Here is a 22,648-nt window from a genome sequence, read left to right as displayed (position 1 = left end):
TGATGCTGGATGAATCTGATACTGGATGAATCTGATACTGGATTATAGAAAAAAACGGCAGGAAAATATGGTGAAAAAAAATAGCAGAAGAGATAATTCACCTCTTCTGAGAAGTAGTTTATTTACAGAGTATCTATTTGCCGGGATTATCTGTCTACCGGCTGTATATATGCCGGTCAGGAGATGACATTCCCATTGTCATCGATGCGTTTGCCTGCAAACCTCACCAGTAATGTGATGACAATAAGACCTGCAAACAGAGAGATCCAGGGAGAAATCCCGAGCCCTGCAGGAATGAAGCCGAAGACAATCGCAAGCGTCCCGGCTATTAACACGTAGGGGAGCTGGGTATTCACGTGGTCAATGTGGTCAGAGCCGGATGCCATTGAGGACAGGATGGTGGTGTCCGAAATCGGAGAGCAGTGATCTCCAAGCACCGCACCTGTCAGGACAGCTCCGATGGTTGTGACCATGAGGGGGGTTACTGCATCCGTTGCCCCGGAAATCGAAGCTGCGATCGGGACTACGATAGGCATGACTATGGAGTTCGTCCCCCAGGAAGTTCCTGTTGCAAAGGCGATGAATAAGGCGATGACGAAGGTCAGGGTGGGAAGAACAGCGCTTGAGAGAGAGCCTTCTGTAATTGCAACCAGCCATTCTGCCAGCTGCATCTCGGAAATCACGGATTTGAGGGCAAAGGCCAGGGCCAGGATGATCACTGCAATTATCATGGATCTGAGCCCGTCAACCCAGGCCTTGACCCCTTCATCCAGTGAAAACCGTTTCTTTGTCAGACCTATCGAGAGTGCGACGATGGAACTGAGAAAAGCAGCCCAGGTAAGGGCAACTGAAGCATCCGCATTCCCAAAAGCGTCCCTGATGCTCATCCCGGGTTCGTATCCGTTGTACCAGAGCCCTGCAGTTGCAACGATTACGAAGCTAAGAATCGGAATTGCTGCATCCCAGACCGAAGCCTCCAGCCCGTCGGGAGGAAGCAGATTCTGGTCTTCCACAAAGAGCGGGGTAGAGCCTTCGGCATAGACCTGTCCGGTCTTATGTGAACGGATTTCGGCTTCCAGCATTTTGCTAAAGTCCCTTCTCTGGGTAATAAGGGTGAACATAAGAAGAATGGCGAAAATTGAGTAGAAGCGGAAAGGCAGAGACTGGAAAAAGACGATTATCGGGTTTGCCTCTATATTGATGGAACTGAGAGCACCTCCAATCAGACCTATTTCCATTGCAATCCAGGTCGAAACCGGGGCCATTGAAGAAACCGCAGCAGCAGTTGTGTCCACGATATACGCAAGCTTCTCTCTCGAGATCCTCTGGGCATCCGTGATGGGTCTCATAGCGTTGCCCACTATCATGGAATTGGCGTAGTCATCAAAGAAGATTGCAATTCCCATAAATGCGGCTGCAAGCTGCGTGGACCTGTTGTCCTTTGCCTTTTTTACCAGGGAGGTGGCAATAGCTTTTGTGCCTCCCATCTTGGATATGACCCCTATCATCCCGCCTATGGCAAGACAGAAAACAAGAAGCCCGGCATTCCAGACGTCGGCAATGGCACTTCCCACAATGTAAGTGGAAAAAGTCTCCAGCAACCCTATGAGAGGGTTATACCCGTTAATGATGGTTGCACCGATCCAGATCCCTAACACCAGGGCAACAATGACCTGACGCTTCCAGATAGAAAGTACGATAGCAACAAGTGGAGGCAGCAGGGCAAGAGCCCCATAAGTTGTTTGTGCGTCCATTGATAATTCCTTTTTTATGTTTTTTATAATAAAATCTTAAAACTTTTTAAGTAAATTAAATGAAGTTATCAAAACTGAATAATAATAAATATTTTTTACAATGTATTTTTATTTTTATCAGTAAAAGTGAATATTCTATTACATAGTTTATACTTTAGATTTATGATATGTTTTTATTATTTTGTAAACTGAATATTTCTTTTTTTGAGAATCAATAGTTCTATAGACACTTTTTGTACAATATACGCTATAAAAATACTTCTATGGATAATTTTAATCATAATAAAAATTTTTATCCCTATTCTTGTTTTCCTACCCCGAATTTTGAACGGAAAATGCAAATTTTAGCAGTACTTGAAAAAGCAGGTATGAAATTTTGAGAAGTAGATATTCAAGGCTTACAAACATGCATGAAATTTTCATAGTCAGTTACGAAAAGCTTACAGGCAAGGATGAGAGGTTCGCAAGTATGAAAGGCTTATATATTGTAAGCAGAGGTATGCTGGTATGAGTTTTCGAGACAGGGTGACCCTCCGAGATGCTATGAGAGGAATAGTTGACCCCTCCCTGCTCCCCTTAGTCCCAAAACGCTTTGATTATGTAGGAGACATTGCAGTAATTTCCATTCCGGAGGGACTTGAAGTTTACAGGGACTCTATTGTTTCAAAGATCCTTTCGATGAGAGGCAATACCCGGGCTGTCCTGAATAAAGTCAGCAAGCTTGAAGGCGAACACAGAGTAGCCCGATTTGAACTTCTCTCCGGCAAATCCACAGAAACCTTTCACAGGGAAAACGGCTACACATACCGAATGGATGTGAGAAAGGTTTTTTTCAATCCCAGGCTCTACTGGGAAAGGGCACGTGTAGCCTCAAAAGTTATCCCCGGCGAGTCCGTTCTGATCCCTTTTGCAGGCGTGGGCCCTTTTGTGCTCCCTTCCGCAGGAAAAGGGGCAGCTGTCTGTGCAATCGAAATAAATCCTGAAGCCTTTGCTTCCCTGAAAGAAAATGTCCGGCTTAACAGGCTTGAAGGGCAGGTGACTGTTATCCAGGATGATGCCGAATCTATTCTTAGCCACCCGGGTTTTTTAAAAAGCGAAGGATTCCAGCTTCCGGAAAATGGCTTTGACAGGGCAATTGTGCCTACTCCTTACGATATGGATCGTTTCCTCGGGGAGGTTTCAGGACATGTCCGAAAAGGAGGAAAGATCCATTTTTACACTTTCAAAACGGATTCACAGATCCCGGGCTTGGTTGAAGAGTACGAAAAAATGGGTTTAAAGGTTGAATATTACAGGCGTTGCGGAAACATTGCTCCGGGTGTCAGCAGGTGGGTTTTTGATTTGATACGAAATGATTCCCCAAATTCAAAAAAGACAAAATAAGGTCGCCTCCGTTAGCTTTCCTGGCGGCCCTGCAAAAAAGAAAGAAAAAAGGTTTGATAAAGCGAATATGGTTGTACGGGCCAGATTGATCTACAATTTAGCCCCTGTAAGTAAAATTCTCATTTTTTATCGCCTATCAACGGTTTTTTCAACCTTCAAACAGACCTTTTCAGTCCTCAAGCCCGAGATGTTTCATTATATGGTGGTAGTGTTCAGGGGAAAACCTGGAGTGAAAGGCACGTTTGACCACTTCGCTGAGGGACGGGTGGATGTCCATACTGCGGATAATTGGCTTTTCACTTCTTGAGGGCGCGTACATAAGAGGAATTATCTGGTGGATAAGTATCGAGGCATGGGGTCCTATGATGTGGGCGCCAAGGATTGTCTCTTCCAGGCTGTCCAGGATCACTTTTACGAAGTAACCCCTGGCTTCCATAGCAGACCCCTTTGCCGTATCTTCAAAGAGCTTAAAGCCGATAACTACCCTGTTTTCCCCATACTCCTCAAGAGCTTCCTTTTCTGACATCCCGACTCCTGCAATTTCAGGGTAGGAAAAAACGGCGTGTGGTACGGCATGGTAGTCTGCCTTTACCTTTTCCTTCATGATCGCATTGAGGTAAACTATTCCCGATTCATAGTTTCCCACATGCTTGAGCAGGTATTTTCCGTTTGCGTCCCCGAAAGCCCAGATGTTTGGCTGGGAGGTTTCAAGATACCTGTCAACTATAATCCAGCCCTGGTGATCGGTCTCTATTCCTGCCTTTTCGGGATGGAGAATATCAGTATTCGAAGCCCGGCCCGTTGCAACCAGAATTTCGTCTGCGGTAACTTTTATTTCTTCTCCTGAGTTCCTGTCTTTTGCAATAACGGTTTTCTGCCCATTGCTTTCTTTTCTGACCTCTATGGCTTCGTGGTTTGTGATGATCTTCATATATTCCGACATCTTTATCCTGGCAAGTTCGGAAATTTCGGGTTCTTCCTGGGGGAGAAAGTGTGAGTTTCTTCCTATGACTGTGACTTCAGCTCCCATGGCTGAAAAAAAGTGCCCGTACTCGGCTCCTATGTAACTTCCTCCGAGAATGGCAAGGCTTTTCGGGCATTTCTCGAGTTCAAGAACGGTGTCGCTTGTAAGGCAGCCGGTTTCTTCAAGCCCTTTAACCGGCGGGATTGCGGGTCTTGAACCCGTGCACAGGAAAATCATTTCGGAGTGAAGGGTTTCTTCTCCAACCCTGAGGGTATACGGGGATATGAATTCGGCAGCTTCGTGATAATAGTCAAGGTAGGTGTTTTCGTTTAGACCATCCCTGATCATATCGATGTCCTTTCCTATCCTTCTGCGCATCCTTTCCATTATCATGCGGAAATCGATATCTTTTATCTCAAGCCTAATGCCGAAAAGTGGAGCTGTCTCAAGTTCCCTGGCAAGTTCCGCAGGATAGAGCAGAAGCTTTGAAGGAATACATCCCCTTGTCAGGCAGATCCCCCCGGGCTCGTCTTTATCTATTACGGCTATTTTCATTTCAGGATTCGAATCGATGATAGAGTTCACATAGTTCATCCCGGAACCCGTACCTATTACAATCAGGTCGTAATTTTTCATCCTTTTCCCCTCACAGCAAACTTAAAGAAAGATCTCAGCCAGTTACTGGATTTGTTAACTGCAATAATTATCTGTCTGTTTGCTAATTACCCTTATCCTTAAATAAATGATTCTTACAGCAGAAGAAGAGTGGAGTCACGGACAAAAAAGTTCCTTTGCTCCTTGAATAACCTCCAGAGATGGCGTGCAAATATCCCGGAGTGCAAGTAATAAAATACATAAATATTTCCTAATTTTGTTTCATTTTTAAGCGATTGTCAGAAGGAAAAACATGTTTTGTCCCGAAATTATCCAACTATAAGAGTCCACAGGGAAAACTCAAAATGAAAGAAATAACACATGACCCGGAACTATAGGCTAACATATGACACTAATTATTCCGATATGGATTACTACATAATGGCAGACAAAGATAACTGGAGTGACATCAGAAGCGAATTTGTAACAGAGATGAAAGAAGATAATAAAAAAATTGGACCCTATCCATACCTGCTCAATTTATGAAAAAAGAAGATTATTACGTTCTTCCGGTGGACATAATTCACCGGTTTAACGATATCTGGAAAATGCTTTTATTCCGGAAAGGTATAAAATGGAAGCTTTTCCTCGCCTTCGACCTTCCGGGTATCGTCACAAGTTTCATAGGATCATCTTTGTCTTTGAGAATCTCCCAGGAGATCCTTTCAAGAGCTTTAGGGTTGTTCCTCCTGGTTTATGTTCTTGTCATCACCTTCAACCAGACCTTCAAGCAGTATTCATACTTTTATTGGGCCTGAAGTTGGTGCTGTTTCCATAGTCTAATTGAATCTTTTGCTCTATAGCTTTCGTGTATGATATCCACGTTTTCGTCTTATATTAGGCGCTTTTTCATTTCTTCAAATTCTTCTTCAGTAATTTCGCCTTTAGCATACCTTTCCTTCGCAATATCCAGCGCAGACTTCTCTTCACCACCGCGGGTTTTGTTCTGTTCAACAAGCCATTTGATTAGCAGATAAGCTACTACAATTAAAAGAATCCAGAAAAGAAGCCCGAAAAACACACCTCCATACCCCATCATGCCGTAACCGTAATTGTCCATAAATCCGTCTATTTAAACCACTATCCGAATAGTCATTGGAAATATTATTTATGCATTTTTATATATAAACTTAGGCGCGCAAAGACCTACCGCTTAATTATCAATACGACAGAAGACCCAAAGCCAAACAGAAAAATATAGATCAACATAAAAAACTGGATCATAAGGGCTCGTACCCGACATCCCGGATTGCATCCCTTATTTTTCCGGAGTCTGTCCTGTCGTCCTCAAAGTCCACAATTGCTTCCTTTTTTTCCAGACTCACATCAACCTCCACTACCCCCTCCACGGAAGCAATAGCTCTCCCCACTCTCATTACACAATGATCGCATTCCATACCTTCAATTTTTATGGTTTCCTGTACCAGAGAAAACACCCCCTTCCCTGTATAGATCCCAATTTTGACTCGCCCGGTTTTACCGAAATTTATAGAGCAGAACCGATATAGCAATTATTATTCTGTACAGTATTATTTTAATTCCAGTTTATTAGAACTTTTGTATTGGAGAGTTAACTTTCCGCTTCATTCCCTGCGCATACTTCATTTTCTGCGCAATGAAATAATGAGAGCTATCAGGACCGCTCCCCCAAACCCAAAAAACCCTACCCAAAAAAAAGCATCGCCGTTTAACAGGATATATGTCGAGACAATGAGCAGAACAGCAAGGAAAAACTCCGTTGAGAAAATACTGCGCTTGCTTTCTTTTTGCTTCCCTTCGAGGAACCTGTCCCCTATGTCTTCCATTTTGTCAGCAACTTCCCTGATTGCAGCCCTCAATTCAGCTTTTTCATCTACGGGCTCAGTGGAAAATTCGATATGCAGAGCAGTTCCCCTGGAGGAATTGAGTTTCTTGTAGGCATCCATAAGGACAGGGATTGCGATGGTTTTAATGTTGTACCGGGGGTCAAGTTCAAGACAGACCCCTTCGATAAGCAGGATCGCACGCTGCAGGGTTGAAAATTCTCCGGGAAGCCGGATATCATACTTCAGGCCGAGTTTAGCGTAGTTGTCGCTCTGCCTGCCTTCAAGCCCATAGTTCTGATTTGCAATAAGGTCGTCCATATCCTTCCTGAGCCTGCGGACATCCACGTCCCTGGGGTCCGCATCCCCTATCCTGAGGAAACCCTGGGTTGCACCTTCAACATCCCTGTTATTGATAGCGTAGTAAAACTCAAGCATATTCTTTTTGAGCTCGTCGTCGATACTGTCTACAGCCCCGAAATCAATGAAGGCAATGGTGTCGTCCTCCTCAACCAGCATATTGCCGCCGTGAGGGTCTGCATGGTAAAAGCCATCGATATAGACCTGTTTAAGGTAGCTTTTGGTAATCGTGCGCGTATATTCCGATTTTTTGCTCTGGGGCACAGGCATGCCAATGATGTCCTTTATCTGGGTCCCCTGAATGAATTCCATTGTAAGGACGTTGGCTGAACAGTATTCGGGATAGATTTTCGGCACGGCAACATTTTTTACATTCTTAAAATTGTCCTCAAAACGCCTCATACTGACTGCTTCAATCCTTAGGTCAACTTCCCGGGTAAGCATCTCCCGGATTTCCCGTAAAAAAGCGTCAAAATCGAATTTATTACCTACCTTGAAAACCTTTTTAACCACAGGTTTGAAATCATCAAGGATCGAAAGGTCAATATTTATAATATCAATGAGGTTCGGACGAAGAATCTTGACAGCCACCGGCTTGCCTTCGCTGACGCCCCTGTAAACCTGTGCAATCGAACCGGAGGCAATAGGATTTGTATCAAAACTATCGAAAATTTCAATGAAAGCTTTAGCTCTTCTCTTCCTTGAAGCCTTCAGTTCCTCTTCAGTTTTTTTCCTGTTCCTGTCCTCGGGAGAGAGATACTCACAAATGCAGGCCAGGTCAAGAGATTCAGCCATTTCCTCAAAAGGCAAAGGCTTAACTTTGTCCTGGAGGTTTGCCATTTCAATGACAAAAGGCTGGGGCACGAGGTCAGGCCGCTTGCTCATGGTCTGCCCCATTTTGATAAAAGTAGGCCCTAGCTCTTCGAAAGCCTGCCTTAGTTTTACTGCTGTCTGCCTGTTTTCGAGATCAAAAGTACAGGTACATTCGGGATTCGAGATATAATCGGTACGCAGTTCCCGGTAGAGTTCCTGAATAAGGCCGTACTTCAAAATGACCCTTGTAACCTCAAAATAGCGCTTTATTTTCCCCAGCATTCCTTCAGGGATTAGCTACTATTATTTAATATAGTTTCTTGGGACAGACATTGAAATAGACATTGAAACATAATTTTGAGCATACTTTGAAGCATAATTTTGAGCATACTTTGAAGCATACCGTTCTTTGCTTTTGAAAACCCGGAAAAAATTAACTATCCTGTTTCATCTTGAAAAAGAAAATTATGAATTATATTAGATAAATTAATAAACTTTAGTCCTTCAATACCACTGAATGTTACCTGCCTCCCTCATACACTCGGCTGAGTACCTTTTAAAAACAGGTCCCTCAATAATCATTGGAGTTGTCCTTGCCGAACTTCTGGTAAGCCTCGGCTGGTTTTATAAATTTGATTTTCTGGTTAGACCGATTACAAATTACGCTCATCTCAGAAAAGAATGCGGAGTGGGTTTCCTTACGGCTTTTGCATCCACATCCTCAGCCAATGCTTCACTTAAAAGTATGTATGACGGAGGAATCATAAAGGAAGATGAACTGATCATAGCTTCTGTTTTGAACTCTTTTCCTGCAATTGTCATGCACTGGAAGACCCTGCTCCCTATACTCGTACCTCTGCTTGGGACAACGGGAATCATTTACGTGGGCCTGATAACCCTTGTAGGATTTATAAAAACCCTGATAGTCCTTATTGTCGGGCATTTCCTGCTTGAAGAAAAAGAAGTGCGTTTTGAAGACTTTGAAAAAAAAGAACCTCCGGTATTAAAAACAGCTTTAAAAGAAAGTCTCGGGACTTCGAAGAAAACCCTTATCAGGATTTTCAAAGTGATGATCCCGGTAACCGTCCTGGTTTTTATTCTGACGGACCTGGGAGTCTTTGATACTCTTGGCTCATATCTCGAACCGATCTCGGAATACCTCCCTGTACCTGTGGAAGGGCTCCCGGTAATTGCAGCCCTTTTTGCAAGCCACCTTGCAGCCTACACGCTTGCATCAAACCTCATGGAACAGGGAATCTTAAGCGGAATCGAAGTCATAATCGTCCTCTTAGTAGGCAATATCGTTACAAGCCTCGGGACACTGAGAATTTATATCCCGCATTACGTTGGGATTTTCGGGCCAAAAATAGGGATGAAAACGATTCTGATTTCCCAGACCCTCAGAATCTTTGTTATGCTGGGGATTACGGGAGTCATTTTGATGGTATTTTAAAATGAAAATCAGTTAATGAAGAGGAAACTGCCAGATGTTATCGCTCATTCCCATTTCATATCAAAAATTCCTTCGTTTGTGTTTGCCGAGTCCGAGGTTGTATATCTCCGGGCTAGAGGATTTAAAAAAGAAGATATAGCAGCAGGCTCATTGAAAGTATCGCCAGAAGGATTGCGGTTATGGTCCGGCAGGTCGGGTTAAAACAAAACGTGGCTTTCGTGGGCGGAGTTGCAAAAAACGCAGGCATCAAGGTATTTCTGGAAAAAGAACTTGGTATTTCGGATAGTTCCAACAGTATATACAGTTTTTACGAGTCAGGCGAGATAATTCAGCTATTCCTTCTGTCACTGATTCTTTGGTGGAAGTTCTGATATGCGAGAAATATAAATTAATATTTTTAATAATTACAATTATATATAAGACTTAAATAATAAGTAGTTGCAAATACTTTGATAATATAATCTGATACTTAGAGAGACGATCCCAAAACTCAAAATTACATCCCTAAACCTTGAACTTTGAATAATCAATCGAGGTTATGATCAGGAAAATAGTTCTGAAACTCTTATTGATATGGGAATAAAATTGGTTTTGGGATGAGCTAATATGAATATTAGAGATAAAACAAAGCTTGCAACTTTAGCTAAAGCACGAAAAGACAGGCTTTTTGCAATAATGTAATACAGTAGTTGCTACAAAATCAATAAATTAATTACCCAGGAGTAAACGAAAATTCTTCCATACAACTCGCTGGTCTGGTTGAAAAGAGATTATAGAATCTACTTTCCTTAAGGCAATTGAATATTGCTGTAAAAATCTTCTAGTGACCTGTAAAGAGCGGGATCCGGTCGATAGAAGTTAGGAAGTATGAAAAGATAGAACCGAACATCTGGAAGCAATGAGTTTTTGCCATCATATCCTCAAACCTGGAGAAATACGGAATGAGAGAAAAACTGAGAAATTCCGGTATTGATATTATTGGAGATGTACCCTGGGGAACACATTTCTGTCAATTTTATCACACACAAGAAGATGTGATGGACATAATGGTTCCTTACTTCAAAGCAGGGCTGGAAAATAACGAGCTTTGTGTGTGGATTATTTCACAACCTCTGGAAGTAAAAGAGGCAAAAGCAGCAATGAAAAGAGCTGTTCCTGATATCGATGTTTACCTGGAGAAAGGGCAAATCGAAATCGTCCCTTACACTCGTGGATATCTGAAGGAAGGTATTTTCAACCCGGAGAGAGTCGTAAACAGCTGGGTTGAAAAAATCGATCAGGCTCTGGCAAGGGGTTATGATGGACTGAGGGCTGCAGGGGACAATCGCTGGCTGGAAAAAGAAGGCTGGAACGGATTTATTGATTATGAAAATAAAGTGGACACTATTATCGACAAACGCCATGTGATAGCTCTGTGCCCGTATTATCTCGATATGTGCAGCACGGACGAGGTTATTGATGTAGTCTCAAACCATCAATTCGCTTTGATCAAAAGAGAAGGAAAATGGGAGCGGATAGAAAATTCCGGAAGGAAAAGGGCGGAAAAAGAAGCTATTCAAGCTGCAAAAAATTGGGAATATACCTTTGATGCCGTGCCGGACCTGATAGCCATAATCGACGAAAAATACAGAGTTATCCGTGCAAACAGAGCCATGAAGGCAAAATTGGGGGTGACATCGGAAGAATGCGCAGGGTTAACCTGCTATCGCGTTATTCACGGAACAGATGAGCCCCCCTCTTTTTGCCCGCACCGGCATTTGCTTAAGAACGGAGTTGAGCATACCGCAGAGGTTTGCGAGAATTGCCTTGGGGGTTATTTCGCGATAAGCGCCTCGCCACTACATGATTCTGAAGGAAAACTCATTGGAAGTATTTATGTTGCCCGTGATATCAACGAACGCAAAAAAGTTGAAGAGAGGCTTAAAGAGAGCGAAGAAAAATACCGCAATATCGTGGAAACCGCCAATGAAGGCATATTTATAATTGACTCTGAGGCCAGGATTGCCTACTCTAATAAGAAAACATCGGAGATGTTAGGATACAGTCTGGAAGAAATGATTGGCAGATCTTTATGGGATTTTGTCGATGAAGAAGGTAGGGCTATCCTCAACCTGAATATGGAAAAGAGGCGGCAGGGTATCAATGAAGTCTATGAACTTAAATTAATATGTAAGGATGGCTCGCCCGTATGGACACTTATAAATGCTAAAGCCCTTTTCAATAAGGTAGGCGAGTTTACAGGTTCCCTGGGCATGCTCACTGACATTACCGATCGCAAGAGGGCAGAGGAGGCTCTGCGTCAGAGTGAGCAGCGCGTCAGGCTAAAGTTGGAGAGCATTCTCTCTCCCTCTCGGGAGATTGGAAACCTGGAGCTGGCAGATATCATTGATACCCAGGCGATCCAGTCCCTTATGGATGATTTCTATACGCTTGCCCACATTCCCATGAGCCTGATCGATCTCAAAGGCAATGTTCTGGCGGGTGTAGGATGGCAGGATATCTGCACCGAATTCCACAGGGTTCACCTCGAAACCTGCAAGCACTGTGTAGAAAGCGACACGAAGCTATCAGGGGGTGTTTCCCCGGGAGAGTTTAAGCTGTACAGGTGCAAGAACAACATGTGGGACATTGCAACTCCTATCATGGTGGGCGGCCAGCACGTCGGCAATATCTTCTCAGGGCAGTTCTTTTTTGAAGACGAACCTCTGGACTACGAGCTTTTCCGGGCTCAGGCCAGAAAATACGGTTTCAATGAGGAAGAATACATAGCAGCACTTGAAAAAGTCCCGCGGTTGAGCAGGGAAGCTGTGGACACAGGCATGGCTTTTTTCATGAAGCTTGCCAACATGTTCTCAAAGCTAAGCTACAGCAATGCCAAGCTGGCCCGGTCGCTTGCGGAACGTGATACACTGGTGGACGCGCTGCGAGAGAGCGAGAAACGTGAGCAAGCTCGTTCGGATGAACTGGAAGCAGTATTAGATGCCGTGCCTGTTGCTGTGTTTATAACACACGACCCTCAGGTGCGTCAGATAACCGGTAACCGCCTATCCTATGAATGGCTACGGGTTCCAGTGGGTACAAACTTTTCCAAATCCGCTCCTGAAGGAGAGAGGCCCGAAATGTTTGAGTTATTCAAGGACGGAAGGGAGATCCCACCTGAAAATATGCCGTCGCAGATGGCGGCTGCAGGTAAAGAAGTAAACAACTGCGAGCTGGACATCGTATCTGCTGATGGCGAGATACGGCATGTTTTGGGCAATGCCAGACCTCTGCTTGACGAGCAGGGAAAGCCACGAGGATCAGTTTCTGCATTCATAGACATCACAGAGCGCAAAAAAGCAGAAAAAACTCTAAAAAAAGCACATGAAAATCTGGAGGAAAAAGTTAAGGAACGTACAGCTGAACTTGAAGAAGCTTATAATTCATTAATGGAAGAAGAGAGAAGACTCTCTGAAGCTCAAAAAATAGCTCACATTGGAAATTGGGAATGGGACATTGCGACCGATAAAGCATACTGGTCTGAGGAAATGAATCGTATTTTCGGACGCGGTCCTCAAGAATCAGCCCCACTTTACAGTGAATTTTTAAGTTATGTCCACCCCGAAGACCGAAGAGATATGGACAATGCCCATAAGAATGCTCTAAATGGTAAATCTTTCAACATCGAATTCAGGATTGTCTTGGCTAACGAGGAAGAACGCACAGTCCATATGCAGTCCAGATTTATCTTTAATGAGAAAAATATACCTGTTAGACTGAAGGGAATAGTTCAGGATATTACTGAACGTAAAGAAGCTGAAGAGAAAATTCGGATACTCGCGGATGTTGTAGAATCATCGAATGATGCTATTGTAACCGAATCTCTTGAAGGCATTATTACCAGCTGGAATAAGGGTGCAGAGCAGATTTATGGTTATCCAGCTGAAGAAATTCTGGGGAAAAATGTATCAATACTCGAAACGGATAACCTTAAAGGAGAAATAAACCAGTTTATTGGAGAGATCAAACAGGGAGAAAAGATCAAGAACTACGAAACATTACGGTTGAAAAAGGATGGATCAACGATAAATGTTTCATTAACTCTTTCTCCGGTTTTTGACTCATCTGGAAAACTTGTGGCTATCTCAGCGATTACCAGGAACATTACGGAAAGTAAACAGGCAGAAGAGGCGCTGCGGGAGAGCGAGGCACGCTTGCGCCGGTTTTACGAATCTAATATTCTCGGCGTGTTTTATTATAACCTGGACGGTTCGGTAATCGATGCCAACAACAAGTTACTGGAGATAGTCGGCTACACACGTGAGGACTTGCAGGCCGGATGGGTCAACTGGAACAAGATGACTCCACCGGAGTACCGTCACCTGGATGAGCACGCCGCCGCAGAACTGAAAGCCGCAGGCGTGAATACGCCCTATGAAAAGGAGTACATCCGAAAAGACGGCTCGCGTGTACCTGTCATTGTCGGGGTAGCTACCTTCGATGAGGCGTGCAATGAAGGCGTAGCTTTTGTTCTCGACATTACCGAGAGGAAAAAGGCAGAAGAAGCTCTGGCAAATATCGAGATTGCCCGTAAAAAGGAAATCCACCATCGGATAAAAAATAACCTGCAGGTTATTTCTTCCCTTCTTGACCTTCAGGCGGAAAAGTTCGGCAACAGAGAATTCGTAACGAATTCAGAAGTTATGGAAGCCTTCAGGGAAAGCCAGGACAGAGTAATATCCATGGCTCTTATCCATGAGGAACTGCATAAAAGTGAAGGGCTCGATACACTTAACTTTTCGCCGTATATTGAGGAACTTACTGAAAATCTTATCCAGACATACAGGCTCGGAAATGTAAATATCAGCTTAAATATGGGTCTGGAAGAAAACATTTTCCTTGATATGGATACCGCAGTCCCTCTGGGGATAATCATCAACGAACTTGTTTCCAATTCTCTCAAACATGCATTTATAGGGAGAGATAAAGGGGAAATTCGAATTAGACTCCTTAGAGAAAAAAATGATGAACACAAAAAAGAAGGCAATAGGAGTACCAGTTTTATCCTGACAGTTTCAGACAACGGTGGAGGCATTCCTGAAAACTTTGATATTGAAGATTTTGATAGCCTTGGGCTTCAGCTGGTAACTTACCTTGTAGACCAGTTAGATGGTGAACTTGAATTGAAAAGGGACAATGGGACGGAATTCACTATAAGATTCACTGTAACAGAATATGATCAAGCGTAAGCGTCAGCCCTACAACAATTAATTTGATAACGCTTAGAACTTGTTCAACCAGTTTGGTATGATGCAGAAGCCACTTATTGTTGAAGCTGGCTCAAATACGAGGCCGGGATAAAACCAAGAATAGATATTTTTTTGCCATAACCCCAGTGAAAATGCTGTGTCTGTGTCTAATGAAATAAGTTATACAACTAGATAGCAAACAAGACAATAACAAAAATCTTACGGTTTTGCCCGAAGCTTCCTGTAATATTGTTAAAAATCAGTTTTTAGCTTTTAACAGTAAAAATGATTTTTTAAAATACCCTCTATTGTTTCATATTACGCTATCTTTTGTCAAAAAATATATCGAATGGTTATTATAATTTAGATTTATAATTCACACTAATACTACAGGTTAGTCTAACAACTAAATGTAAGGTCAAAATTTTCACAGTTGGGGGAAATTATGAGTAAGACAATACTTATTACTGGTGCCGGGCACGGTTTTGGCAAAGGAACATCATTTGGTTTGGCGCGGGCAGGTCACAAAGTTATTGCGGCTGCACAGATCTGGCCTCAGGTCTGGGATTTACGAACCGAAGCAAAAGAGCAGGCTCTCGAGCTTGAAGTAATCAAACTCGACATCCGGGATGAAATAGACAGGCATCATGCTTTGACCTACGATATTGACATTCTGGTCAATAATGCAGGCGTTATGGAAAGCGGTGCGATGGCTGAGATACCCGTGGAGAGGGTACGTGAGTCCTTTGAGACAAACGTATTCGGTCATCTGGAGCTGACACAGGGATTTGTGCGCAAAATGATCAAGCAGGGCCATGGTAAAGTTGTGTGGATTTCGTCGATGGGCGGAATCTTAAAGGTTCCATTTCTGGGAGCTTATTGCGCTACCAAGCATGCTATCGAAGCCATCGCCTGGGTAATGAAAGAGGAGCTTGCACCTTATGGCGTGAAGGTTGCAACAATTAACCCGGGAGCCTACAGGACGGGTTTCAACGATACAGGAGCAGAAAGTGCGTATCAGTGGTATGATCCTGAAAAAGGTCTGACCAAACTTCCGGACTATAGAGACGCTTTATCCCAACAATATGATCCGCAAGAGATGATTGACGTTATGGTTGAGGTGATTCCATCTGACGATCATCTTTACCGCACTGTAAAACCGGAGACAACTGCGGATATTATGAAGCAGGTCCAGGCTAATGAATGGAAGGCTAAAGTTTAAGGAAATTGAGTATTTCACCAGCTAGGGTATTGACAACTCCGGAAGCTGTCTGTTCCGTTGCACCTGCTGAGGGCTCAGTTGCGTTGACGGTTGTTTTGGACGGAGTTTCTGATGTAATTTGCGGAAAATCATCAGGATTTCATGGAAAAGGCAAGGCATTTATTTCGACCAGATTCGTAAATCCCCGTCCGAATCAAGATTTTCTATTACTGTAAAATTTCTTCCACTTCCTGCGTATGCTCTACCGTAAAAATTTCTGGCTTCTCCGTTATGACAGTTAGTGCACGAATCAAGCCCTGTTTCTACAGTGTCATGGTGCTGATTGAGCGGTTCCAGATAGCCGGGCCTGGCTGATGCCATAGGGGTTCCCATCAAAGCTAACGCTGAAAGCAATAAAGGAATAATCAGTTTACTATTCATATTCCCACGAGTGCTTTCCAGATTCCCTTCTCAACTCTTTTCCCGACTCTTACTCCTATCAAAGAGTTGTTCACCAGATATTTATAATACTCTCAATAAGGCCATGTAGAAAATCCACTTTGAGTTTTTCACCACACGCAAGGTTATCAAGAAACAGACTTTATGTAAAAATTGAATAACCCAGGTACTTATTTTTATTTATTACGAAAAATGGTAAAAACTCGTGGTATTCATTTACCATACAGGAAACTCCCTGAAAACCGATTCATATTTAAGTGTTCGGAATAATACCACGCCACAGAGATTCATATCTTGCATTCCCGAAAAAGAAGATAAAACAGAGACTAAGATATTAAGATCAATAGAGATTAAGATCAATAGAGATCCCGAACAAGCTCACAGTATCATTTATCTCACAGAATCCTTTATTACATAAAGACTCTCACAATATTAGACTTACTTCACAATTATACTGAGGAAAACCGATGAGCAACATTTTACGCAGAGGAAGGCTGGAAGCAGCCCCGGACGAGGAAATTTTACGTTACACTTCTTCAATGGAGGCCGATAGGTGGATTTTTAGTGCTGACGTAGCAGTGGACCTTGCTCACACAGTAATGTTGAAAGAACAGGGCATTATAAGTGCGGAAGACTGCAGCAAAATCCTCGGAGGGCTTTTGAAAATCCGGGAAGAAGGAATGGAAAAACTCGACTTCAGCTATGAAGACATCCATATCTCCCTTGAATCCAGGCTCATCGACATGGTTGGAGAAGATGTGGGAGGCAGGATGCACTCCGGGCGCTCAAGAAACGATGAGGTTGCAACCTGCATCAGGCTGACCCTGAGAGAAGAACTTCTCGGCCTGCTCGAAGAGATCTTTGCCCTCAGAAAAACCCTTGTTTCTCTGGCAGAAAAACATACAGAAACCCTCATGCCCGGTTTTACCCACCTTCAGCACGCCCAGCCGACCACCCTCGCCCACCACCTCTGTGCCCACGAAGCGGCACTCGGCAGAGACTTTGATCGGGTGCAGGACGCCTTTTCCAGGGTTAACCTCTGCCCGCTCGGAGCTGCTGCATTTGCCTCTACCGGTTTTAACCTCAACAGGAAAAGGACCCAGGAACTTCTGGGCTTCGAAGGCTTGCTGGAAAATTCGATGGACGCGGTCAGCAACCGGGACTTCCTGATCGAATGTGCCTCGGTCTTTTCAAACCTCATGATAAACCTGAGCCGGATGGCTGAAGAACTTGTAATCTGGTCTTCATCCGAGTTCAATTTCATAGAACTGGACGACACGTACGCCTCCACCTCCTCGATTATGCCCCAGAAGAAAAACCCGGATACCGCTGAATTAATGCGCGGAAAAACCGGAGTTGCAGTGGGAGCCCTTATGTCCCTCCTTACGATCTGCAAGGGCCTGCCCCTGAGTTATAACCGCGACCTGCAGGAAGCAACACCCAATATCTGGCATTCGGTAGAAACCGTAAGGGCGTCGGTAAGAGTAATGGAAGGAATGGTAAGGACCATGAAAATCCATGCGGATGTGCTTTCAGCCCAGTCCGTAACAGGCTTTACAACGGCTACCGAGCTTGCGGACACCTTTGTCCGGGAGACAGGAATTCCCTTCAGAACTGCCCACCAGATTGTCGGGATGCTTGCAAAGGAAGGGGAAAAGCCCACAATAGAAAAAATTAACTCTGTGGCAGAAATCGTGCTCGGAGAATCGCTTTCAAGTAAGGGCCTGACGGAAAAGATGGTAAAGGAAGCTCTTAACCCGGTCTCCAACATAAAGAGGAGAAAGATTGAGGGAGGACCTGCTCCGGAAGAAATGCAGCACTACCTTGGAAGGCGGCAGACCGAACTTGAACTGAACGAGCAGGAGATTGCAACCATCAAAGATTCGATTGACTCTGCTTTTGAAGCCCTGCTTGAAGTAGTCGATGAATACAGGAAAGCCTGAGAACAGGCAAATTCAATAACACATTTAATTTAAGAACACATTTAATTTTAAAAACCCATTTAGTTTCAATAACGCATCGAACTTTAATATTATTCAGACCTCTTACTATCACGCAAATTATACGGCACCTCAAAAACCAGCGGAAAAGGGATTATTCATGGAATTCAAACAGGGCGATTGGGTACGCATCGAAAAGAACGGTACTGTCTATGAAGGCAAAGTGATGCCTTCCATGGAAGGATATATCACAATAAAAATGAAAAGCGGGTATAACGCCGGTTTTTCCATTGATAAGGTCGGGATAACCCTTCTTGAAAAGAACGGAGAAACTGCAAAAGGAGACAGAAAAGGCGGGAAAAGCTGTAAAACCGACGAAGAAAAACTTCCCGAATCCGGGAAAAAACTCCCGAAAATCTCAATTCTTTCCACGGGTGGAACGATTGCCAGCAAAATAGACTACCGTACAGGTGCAGTCACTTCCCAGTTTACTGCTGACGATATCCTCGCCGCAATCCCGGAACTGATTGAGATTGCGGACTTCAAAGGCAGAGTAATCTCAAGCATCCTCTCCGAAAACATGGACTCCTACTCCTGGCAAAACCTCGCAAAAGCCGTTGTAGAAGAGATCGAAGCCGGAGCTGATGGAGTAATTATAACTCACGGGACAGACACAATGATGTACTCGGCCGCAGCCCTTTCCTTCATGATCGAAACGCCCGTACCCATCGTATTTGTTGGTTCCCAGAGGAGCGCGGACCGCCCGAGCAGCGACAACGCCATGAACGCAATCTGTGCAGCCCGGGTTGCCATAAGCGATATTGCCGAAATCGTGGTGGTCATGCACGGCACAACCTCGGACGACTTCTGTGAAATCCATCGCGGAACAAAAGTCAGGAAGCTTCATACCTCCCGCAGGGACGCTTTCAAGTCCGTAAACTCCCTCCCGGTAGGAACAGTAGACTACAGCACAGGAGATATAAAGACATTTATTGACTACACCCGACGCGGAGAAAAGGCCCTGAAATTCAAACCGGGAATGGAACCTAAGTGTGCCCTTGTGAAGTTCACTCCGGGAGCGGATCCGACGGTCCTTGATTACTATATAAGTAACGGCTACAAAGGGCTTGTTATTGAAGGGACAGGCCTGGGACACGTTTCCACAAAATGGATTCCCCTGCTCCAAAAAGCTGCGGATGCAAAAATGCCCGTAATAGTTACTTCCCAGTGCCTTAACGGCAGGATCTGCGACCGCGTCTACGACACAGGCAGGGATATGCTGAAAGCCGGGGCAATCGAAGGAGAAGATACTCTTCCCGAAACTGCCCTTGTCAAGCTTATGTGGGTACTTGGCCAGACCGATGATTTCGAAAAAGCTGCCGGCATGCTAAGAGAAGACCTCAGCGGGGAAATTACCGAGTGCACGCAGAGATAAAAAATCCCAGGGAGAAATCCACAAAAGAAAACAATGAGCCCTGAAAGGGGTTCACCTGTAAGTTTTTTCTTTTCATAGTAGCCTTTTTCAATACTCTCGAGATATTTTCCGGATCTAAGGAAGCGCTTTTTTACCGGGAAGAATATTTTTTGTCAGTCAGTTTCTCCCGGGCCCGGGGGCAGCCTGACAATCGGTATTTATCTGGCTGGGAGGCCGACTGCGAATGCAGGGAAGTTGGGAAAAGGAATGGAGTAAACCCGGCTGCAGGGGGGAGAAAGAAATTGAAAACTCCCTGAACAAAGGGCATATTTCCTAAAGAATTAACTTTAATGCGAAATTTACCCCGCTCAACATATTTAAATAACAAAAAGCTATAATGTACTGTGTTAACAAGTGTCATGTTAGCTGGTAGCAGGAAATTGTTGGTAGGTGTGTAGATGTTAGGAATTGATGATCCACAGATCTGGCTTGCATATGTATTTTGCGTATTAAGCGCACTCGGATGCATGGTTTACGGGGTATTGAATTGGAGAGGCGGGGAAGAAGAACAGGTAGTCAAGAACGGGACTCCGAGGACATCAGTTCAGGACCAGTAAAAGAGAGAGGTCCAGGTCATGCTTTCCCTTTCACGCATTATATCTCGCTTCAACCGACTTTTTCGATAATGCCATAAGAAAGGGAACCAATCGCATTAACAATATCCGGAATGATTTTTATGGCAATAAGTACTTCAACCCTGATCCTGTTTGTTATCATTTATCTTACAGCCACTTTCTACGTTGCCTACCTGGGATACAGGAAGAATTCCCAGACCGAAGGATATATGCTTGCCGGTAGAGGAGTGCACCCTGCAATCATGGCCCTTTCCTACGGAGCTGCGTTTATCAGCACCTCTGCAATAATAGGCTTCGGAGGAGTAGCCGCCTCAATAGGAATGGGGCTTCTGTGGCTTGTTTTTATGAATATCTTTTTCGGGATATTCATCGCCTTTGTTATTTTTGGCCCTCGTACCCGGCGTATGGGGCTGAACCTTGGAGCTATAACTTATCCTGAATTCATAGGAAAACGCTTCCAGTCAAGGTTTATTCAGGCTTTTTCCGGGCTTCTGATCGGTATTTTTATGCCACTTTACGCTGCAAGCGTTATCATAGGAGCCGGGAGATTCCTTGAGACAACTCTGGGAGTTAACTACAATATTGCCCTTATAATCTTCACTATTATAATCGCTTCTTACGTCCTCAAGGGAGGACTGCTTTCAGTAATGTATGTGGATGCTATGCAAGCGGTCCTGATGTTACTGGGAATGGGTTTTCTGCTGGTCTTTACTTATGTCAAGCTTGGAGGAGTCGTTGAAGCCCACCAGGCCCTTACCAGTATGGCAAACCTTGTGCCCCAGGCCCTTATAGACCGGGGACATCAGGGCTGGACTTCAATGCCGGCATCCGGGTCTCCTTTATGGTGGACAATGATTTCCACACTCATATTGGGAGTCGGAATAGGTGTGCTTGCGCAGCCTCAGCTCGCGGTCAGGTTCATGACTGTAAAAGATGACCGCTCCCTGAAAAGAGCAGTCGCTGTCGGCGGCCCGTTTATCTTGATAATGGCAGGAGTCGCGTATGTTGTAGGGGCTCTTTCCAATGTATATTTCTACAGGACCACAGGCATGATTTCCCTTCAGGTCGTCCCGGATGGAAACACTGACCTTATAATGCCTACCTTCCTGAACCATGCAATGCCTGAAATGTTTGTAGCACTCTTCATGCTCAGCCTTCTCGCAGCGGCAATGTCCACCGCAGCTGCCCAGTTCCATACAATGGGTACAGCCATAGGATACGACGTCTACCAGCAGAGCCTCATGAAAGGCAAGTCCTCGGCGACCGTCCATGTCACAAGACTGGGAATTGCCTTCACCATCCTGGCCGCGGTCTTTCTGGCGTACATTCTGCCCGGAAGTATTATTGCAAGAGCTACGGCAATGTTCATGGGCCTCTGTACATCTGCTTTCCTGCCCCTGTTCATCGGAGCCCTATTCTGGAAACGTACGACAAAAGCCGGAGCAACCACAAGCCTTGTAATCGGATCTTTAAGCAGCCTCTTCTGGCTGACTTTTGTCCATGCATCAGAAGCAGTGCCTCTAGGGATCTGCCAGGCAATTTTCGGGAAAGCAACCTTGCTTTCGGGCACCTGGACCGTTGTAGACCCTATCCTGATCGCAACTCCTATCTCTATCCTTACCCTGATCGCGGTAAGCCTTATGACACCGCAATTCTCACCCGACTTCCTGAATAAAGCTTTCAGGCTCAGGTTTGAAGACGAAGAAGAGGAGGTCCCGGAACCTGCATCACACAATACAATCGATTCCACAGGTGTTTAAGCCTGCTCCTTTTGAAAGTCAGGCGCATTTTTGTGCGCCACCTCTTTTCTATTTCACTTTGTTTTGGTTGTCCCTGATTAACTGATTGATCTATTCCGAAGTCCCAAAGTAGATTTTTCAGTACCCCCTCTTCGCCACGCGATACCGGATCCCGCCTGCCAGTTAGAGGAATAACAATTTGGAATCCAGTGCCGCAATTAAGAGATACGATAAAATTAAAGAAATGTCCCCCGGAATGAGAGAATAATTTTCTTGAACCAAAAATTCCTATATGAGGCAGAGTTAAGGTTATAAAATAGACTGAGTAAAGCGAACTTATTCAAAATCAAAATACTCATTTCTTTCAGTTCACTTTTTAGCTTTCAGTTCACTTCTGTTTTTTCTCTTTAGCTGCCGGTTCCTCGGTAACACAGGTGCTACTGCAACTGCCTTCGATCCCTCTTGCACTTGTACAGATCCGGCAGATCCTTGGAACAAAGTCGTCGACTTTTTTGTCGATCAAGTCCTGAGCAAGTTTTTCGATCAATTCTTTCGTCTCACCCTGAAACTCGATCCTGTACCCCCTTTTTCCCGAAATATACTGGGAAACTGCCGACGGGGCAATCCCCAGCAGCTTTGCGGAAGCTGCCTGTGACTGTCCTTTATTTACAAGTTCGATTGCAAGACTGGCCCTTATTGCGGGGACCAGATCCCACACAATCTTCTGACACGGAGTTTCCATAATTATCATCACTTTTTGAGGTTTTGCGATTGCGAACAAATATAACTCACATTTCGACCCCATCTTCCCGATAAGACCTAATTTTTTCTTCATTCAATTTTTATAAA

19 protein-coding genes are annotated in these 22,648 nt (G+C 44.3%); 12 read left to right on the top strand and 7 right to left on the bottom strand.

Annotation, left to right across the window (positions count from 1 at the left end; all coding sequences use genetic code 11):
- Positions 1-176 precede the first annotated feature (176 nt).
- A complete protein-coding gene (locus tag MSSIT_RS12540) occupies positions 177-1,754 on the bottom strand; it encodes a Na+/H+ antiporter NhaC family protein (protein ID WP_048172784.1) in 1,578 nt (525 codons plus the stop codon).
- A gap of 376 nt (positions 1,755-2,130) precedes the next feature.
- Between MSSIT_RS12540 and MSSIT_RS25350 the strand changes: the two genes are divergently transcribed.
- Positions 2,131-2,265, top strand: a complete 135-nt coding sequence (locus MSSIT_RS25350) for a hypothetical protein (protein WP_269430788.1) — start codon at positions 2,131-2,133, stop codon at positions 2,263-2,265.
- Positions 2,262-3,137 (top strand): class I SAM-dependent methyltransferase, encoded by an 876-nt coding sequence (locus tag MSSIT_RS12535; protein WP_048172782.1) that lies wholly within the window; start codon positions 2,262-2,264, stop codon positions 3,135-3,137. The genes MSSIT_RS25350 and MSSIT_RS12535 overlap by 4 nt, the downstream gene beginning before the upstream one ends.
- 169 nt (positions 3,138-3,306) lie before the next feature.
- Here MSSIT_RS12535 and MSSIT_RS12530 read toward each other — a convergent pair whose 3' ends face one another.
- Complete coding sequence (locus MSSIT_RS12530; protein ID WP_048172780.1) at positions 3,307-4,737, bottom strand: dihydrolipoyl dehydrogenase; 1,431 nt, start codon at positions 4,735-4,737, stop codon at positions 3,307-3,309.
- A gap of 339 nt (positions 4,738-5,076) precedes the next feature.
- Here MSSIT_RS12530 and MSSIT_RS24155 point away from each other — a divergent pair, with 339 nt between their 5' ends.
- Both MSSIT_RS24155 and MSSIT_RS12525 read left to right on the top strand, forming a co-directional pair.
- Positions 5,077-5,241, top strand: coding sequence for a UPF0228 family protein (locus tag MSSIT_RS24155; protein WP_231589801.1), 165 nt, complete (start codon positions 5,077-5,079; stop codon positions 5,239-5,241).
- Entirely contained in the window at positions 5,238-5,513 is a 276-nt protein-coding gene (locus MSSIT_RS12525; RefSeq protein WP_048172778.1) for a sulfite exporter TauE/SafE family protein, read from the top strand. The genes MSSIT_RS24155 and MSSIT_RS12525 overlap by 4 nt, the downstream gene beginning before the upstream one ends.
- A gap of 74 nt (positions 5,514-5,587) precedes the next feature.
- On the opposite strand, the gene MSSIT_RS12520 is transcribed toward MSSIT_RS12525, so the two are convergent.
- The 3 genes from MSSIT_RS12520 to MSSIT_RS12510 form a co-directional block, all read right to left on the bottom strand.
- Entirely contained in the window at positions 5,588-5,815 is a 228-nt protein-coding gene (locus tag MSSIT_RS12520) for an SHOCT domain-containing protein (RefSeq protein WP_048172776.1), read from the bottom strand.
- A gap of 160 nt (positions 5,816-5,975) precedes the next feature.
- The gene (locus MSSIT_RS12515) at positions 5,976-6,191 is read right to left on the bottom strand and encodes a heavy-metal-associated domain-containing protein (protein WP_231589800.1); all 216 of its coding nucleotides are present in this window, start codon (positions 6,189-6,191) and stop codon (positions 5,976-5,978) included.
- A 165-nt stretch (positions 6,192-6,356) separates the two neighbouring features.
- Entirely contained in the window at positions 6,357-8,012 is a 1,656-nt protein-coding gene (locus tag MSSIT_RS12510; protein ID WP_048172774.1) for an ABC1 kinase family protein, read from the bottom strand.
- 235 nt (positions 8,013-8,247) lie between these two features.
- Here MSSIT_RS12510 and MSSIT_RS12505 point away from each other — a divergent pair, with 235 nt between their 5' ends.
- The 4 genes from MSSIT_RS12505 (at position 8,248) to MSSIT_RS12490 (ending at position 15,633) form a co-directional block, all read left to right on the top strand.
- Positions 8,248-9,183 carry a nucleoside recognition domain-containing protein gene (locus MSSIT_RS12505; protein ID WP_048172772.1) on the top strand — a complete coding sequence of 312 codons (936 nt, stop codon included), beginning with the start codon at positions 8,248-8,250 and terminating at the stop codon, positions 9,181-9,183.
- A gap of 179 nt (positions 9,184-9,362) precedes the next feature.
- On the top strand, positions 9,363-9,554 hold the full coding sequence (locus MSSIT_RS24875) for a hypothetical protein (protein ID WP_048172771.1): 192 nt from the start codon (positions 9,363-9,365) through the stop codon (positions 9,552-9,554).
- 570 nt (positions 9,555-10,124) lie between these two features.
- Positions 10,125-14,411: a PAS domain S-box protein gene (locus tag MSSIT_RS12495; RefSeq protein WP_082088988.1), complete on the top strand. Its 4,287-nt coding sequence runs from the start codon at positions 10,125-10,127 to the stop codon at positions 14,409-14,411.
- 445 nt (positions 14,412-14,856) lie between these two features.
- The gene (locus MSSIT_RS12490) at positions 14,857-15,633 is read left to right on the top strand and encodes an SDR family oxidoreductase (protein WP_048172769.1); all 777 of its coding nucleotides are present in this window, start codon (positions 14,857-14,859) and stop codon (positions 15,631-15,633) included.
- 159 nt (positions 15,634-15,792) lie between these two features.
- Here the strand turns inward: MSSIT_RS12490 and MSSIT_RS12485 are convergent, their stop codons facing one another.
- Complete coding sequence (locus MSSIT_RS12485; protein ID WP_148705559.1) at positions 15,793-16,053, bottom strand: hypothetical protein; 261 nt, start codon at positions 16,051-16,053, stop codon at positions 15,793-15,795.
- A 485-nt stretch (positions 16,054-16,538) separates the two neighbouring features.
- Here MSSIT_RS12485 and argH point away from each other — a divergent pair, with 485 nt between their 5' ends.
- From argH to MSSIT_RS12470, 4 genes are all read left to right on the top strand, one after another.
- On the top strand, positions 16,539-18,014 hold the full coding sequence (argH, locus tag MSSIT_RS12480) for an argininosuccinate lyase (RefSeq protein ID WP_048172765.1): 1,476 nt from the start codon (positions 16,539-16,541) through the stop codon (positions 18,012-18,014).
- A 157-nt stretch (positions 18,015-18,171) separates the two neighbouring features.
- Positions 18,172-19,446, top strand: a complete 1,275-nt coding sequence (gene gatD, locus MSSIT_RS12475; RefSeq protein WP_048172763.1) for a Glu-tRNA(Gln) amidotransferase subunit GatD — start codon at positions 18,172-18,174, stop codon at positions 19,444-19,446.
- Between the two features lie 437 nt (positions 19,447-19,883).
- On the top strand, positions 19,884-20,042 hold the full coding sequence (locus MSSIT_RS24150) for a symporter small accessory protein (RefSeq protein WP_187151745.1): 159 nt from the start codon (positions 19,884-19,886) through the stop codon (positions 20,040-20,042).
- Between the two features lie 119 nt (positions 20,043-20,161).
- Positions 20,162-21,820: a sodium:solute symporter family protein gene (locus tag MSSIT_RS12470; protein WP_048172762.1), complete on the top strand. Its 1,659-nt coding sequence runs from the start codon at positions 20,162-20,164 to the stop codon at positions 21,818-21,820.
- A 367-nt stretch (positions 21,821-22,187) separates the two neighbouring features.
- Here MSSIT_RS12470 and MSSIT_RS12465 read toward each other — a convergent pair whose 3' ends face one another.
- The gene (locus MSSIT_RS12465; RefSeq protein ID WP_231589799.1) at positions 22,188-22,634 is read right to left on the bottom strand and encodes a transcriptional regulator; all 447 of its coding nucleotides are present in this window, start codon (positions 22,632-22,634) and stop codon (positions 22,188-22,190) included.
- Positions 22,635-22,648 lie beyond the last annotated feature (14 nt).

Source organism: Methanosarcina siciliae T4/M, from assembly GCF_000970085.1.
Classification (GTDB): Archaea; Halobacteriota; Methanosarcinia; order Methanosarcinales; family Methanosarcinaceae; genus Methanosarcina; species Methanosarcina siciliae.
The sequence above is the reverse complement of the archived record's forward strand: the minus strand, read 5'-3'. Positions and strand labels throughout refer to the sequence as shown.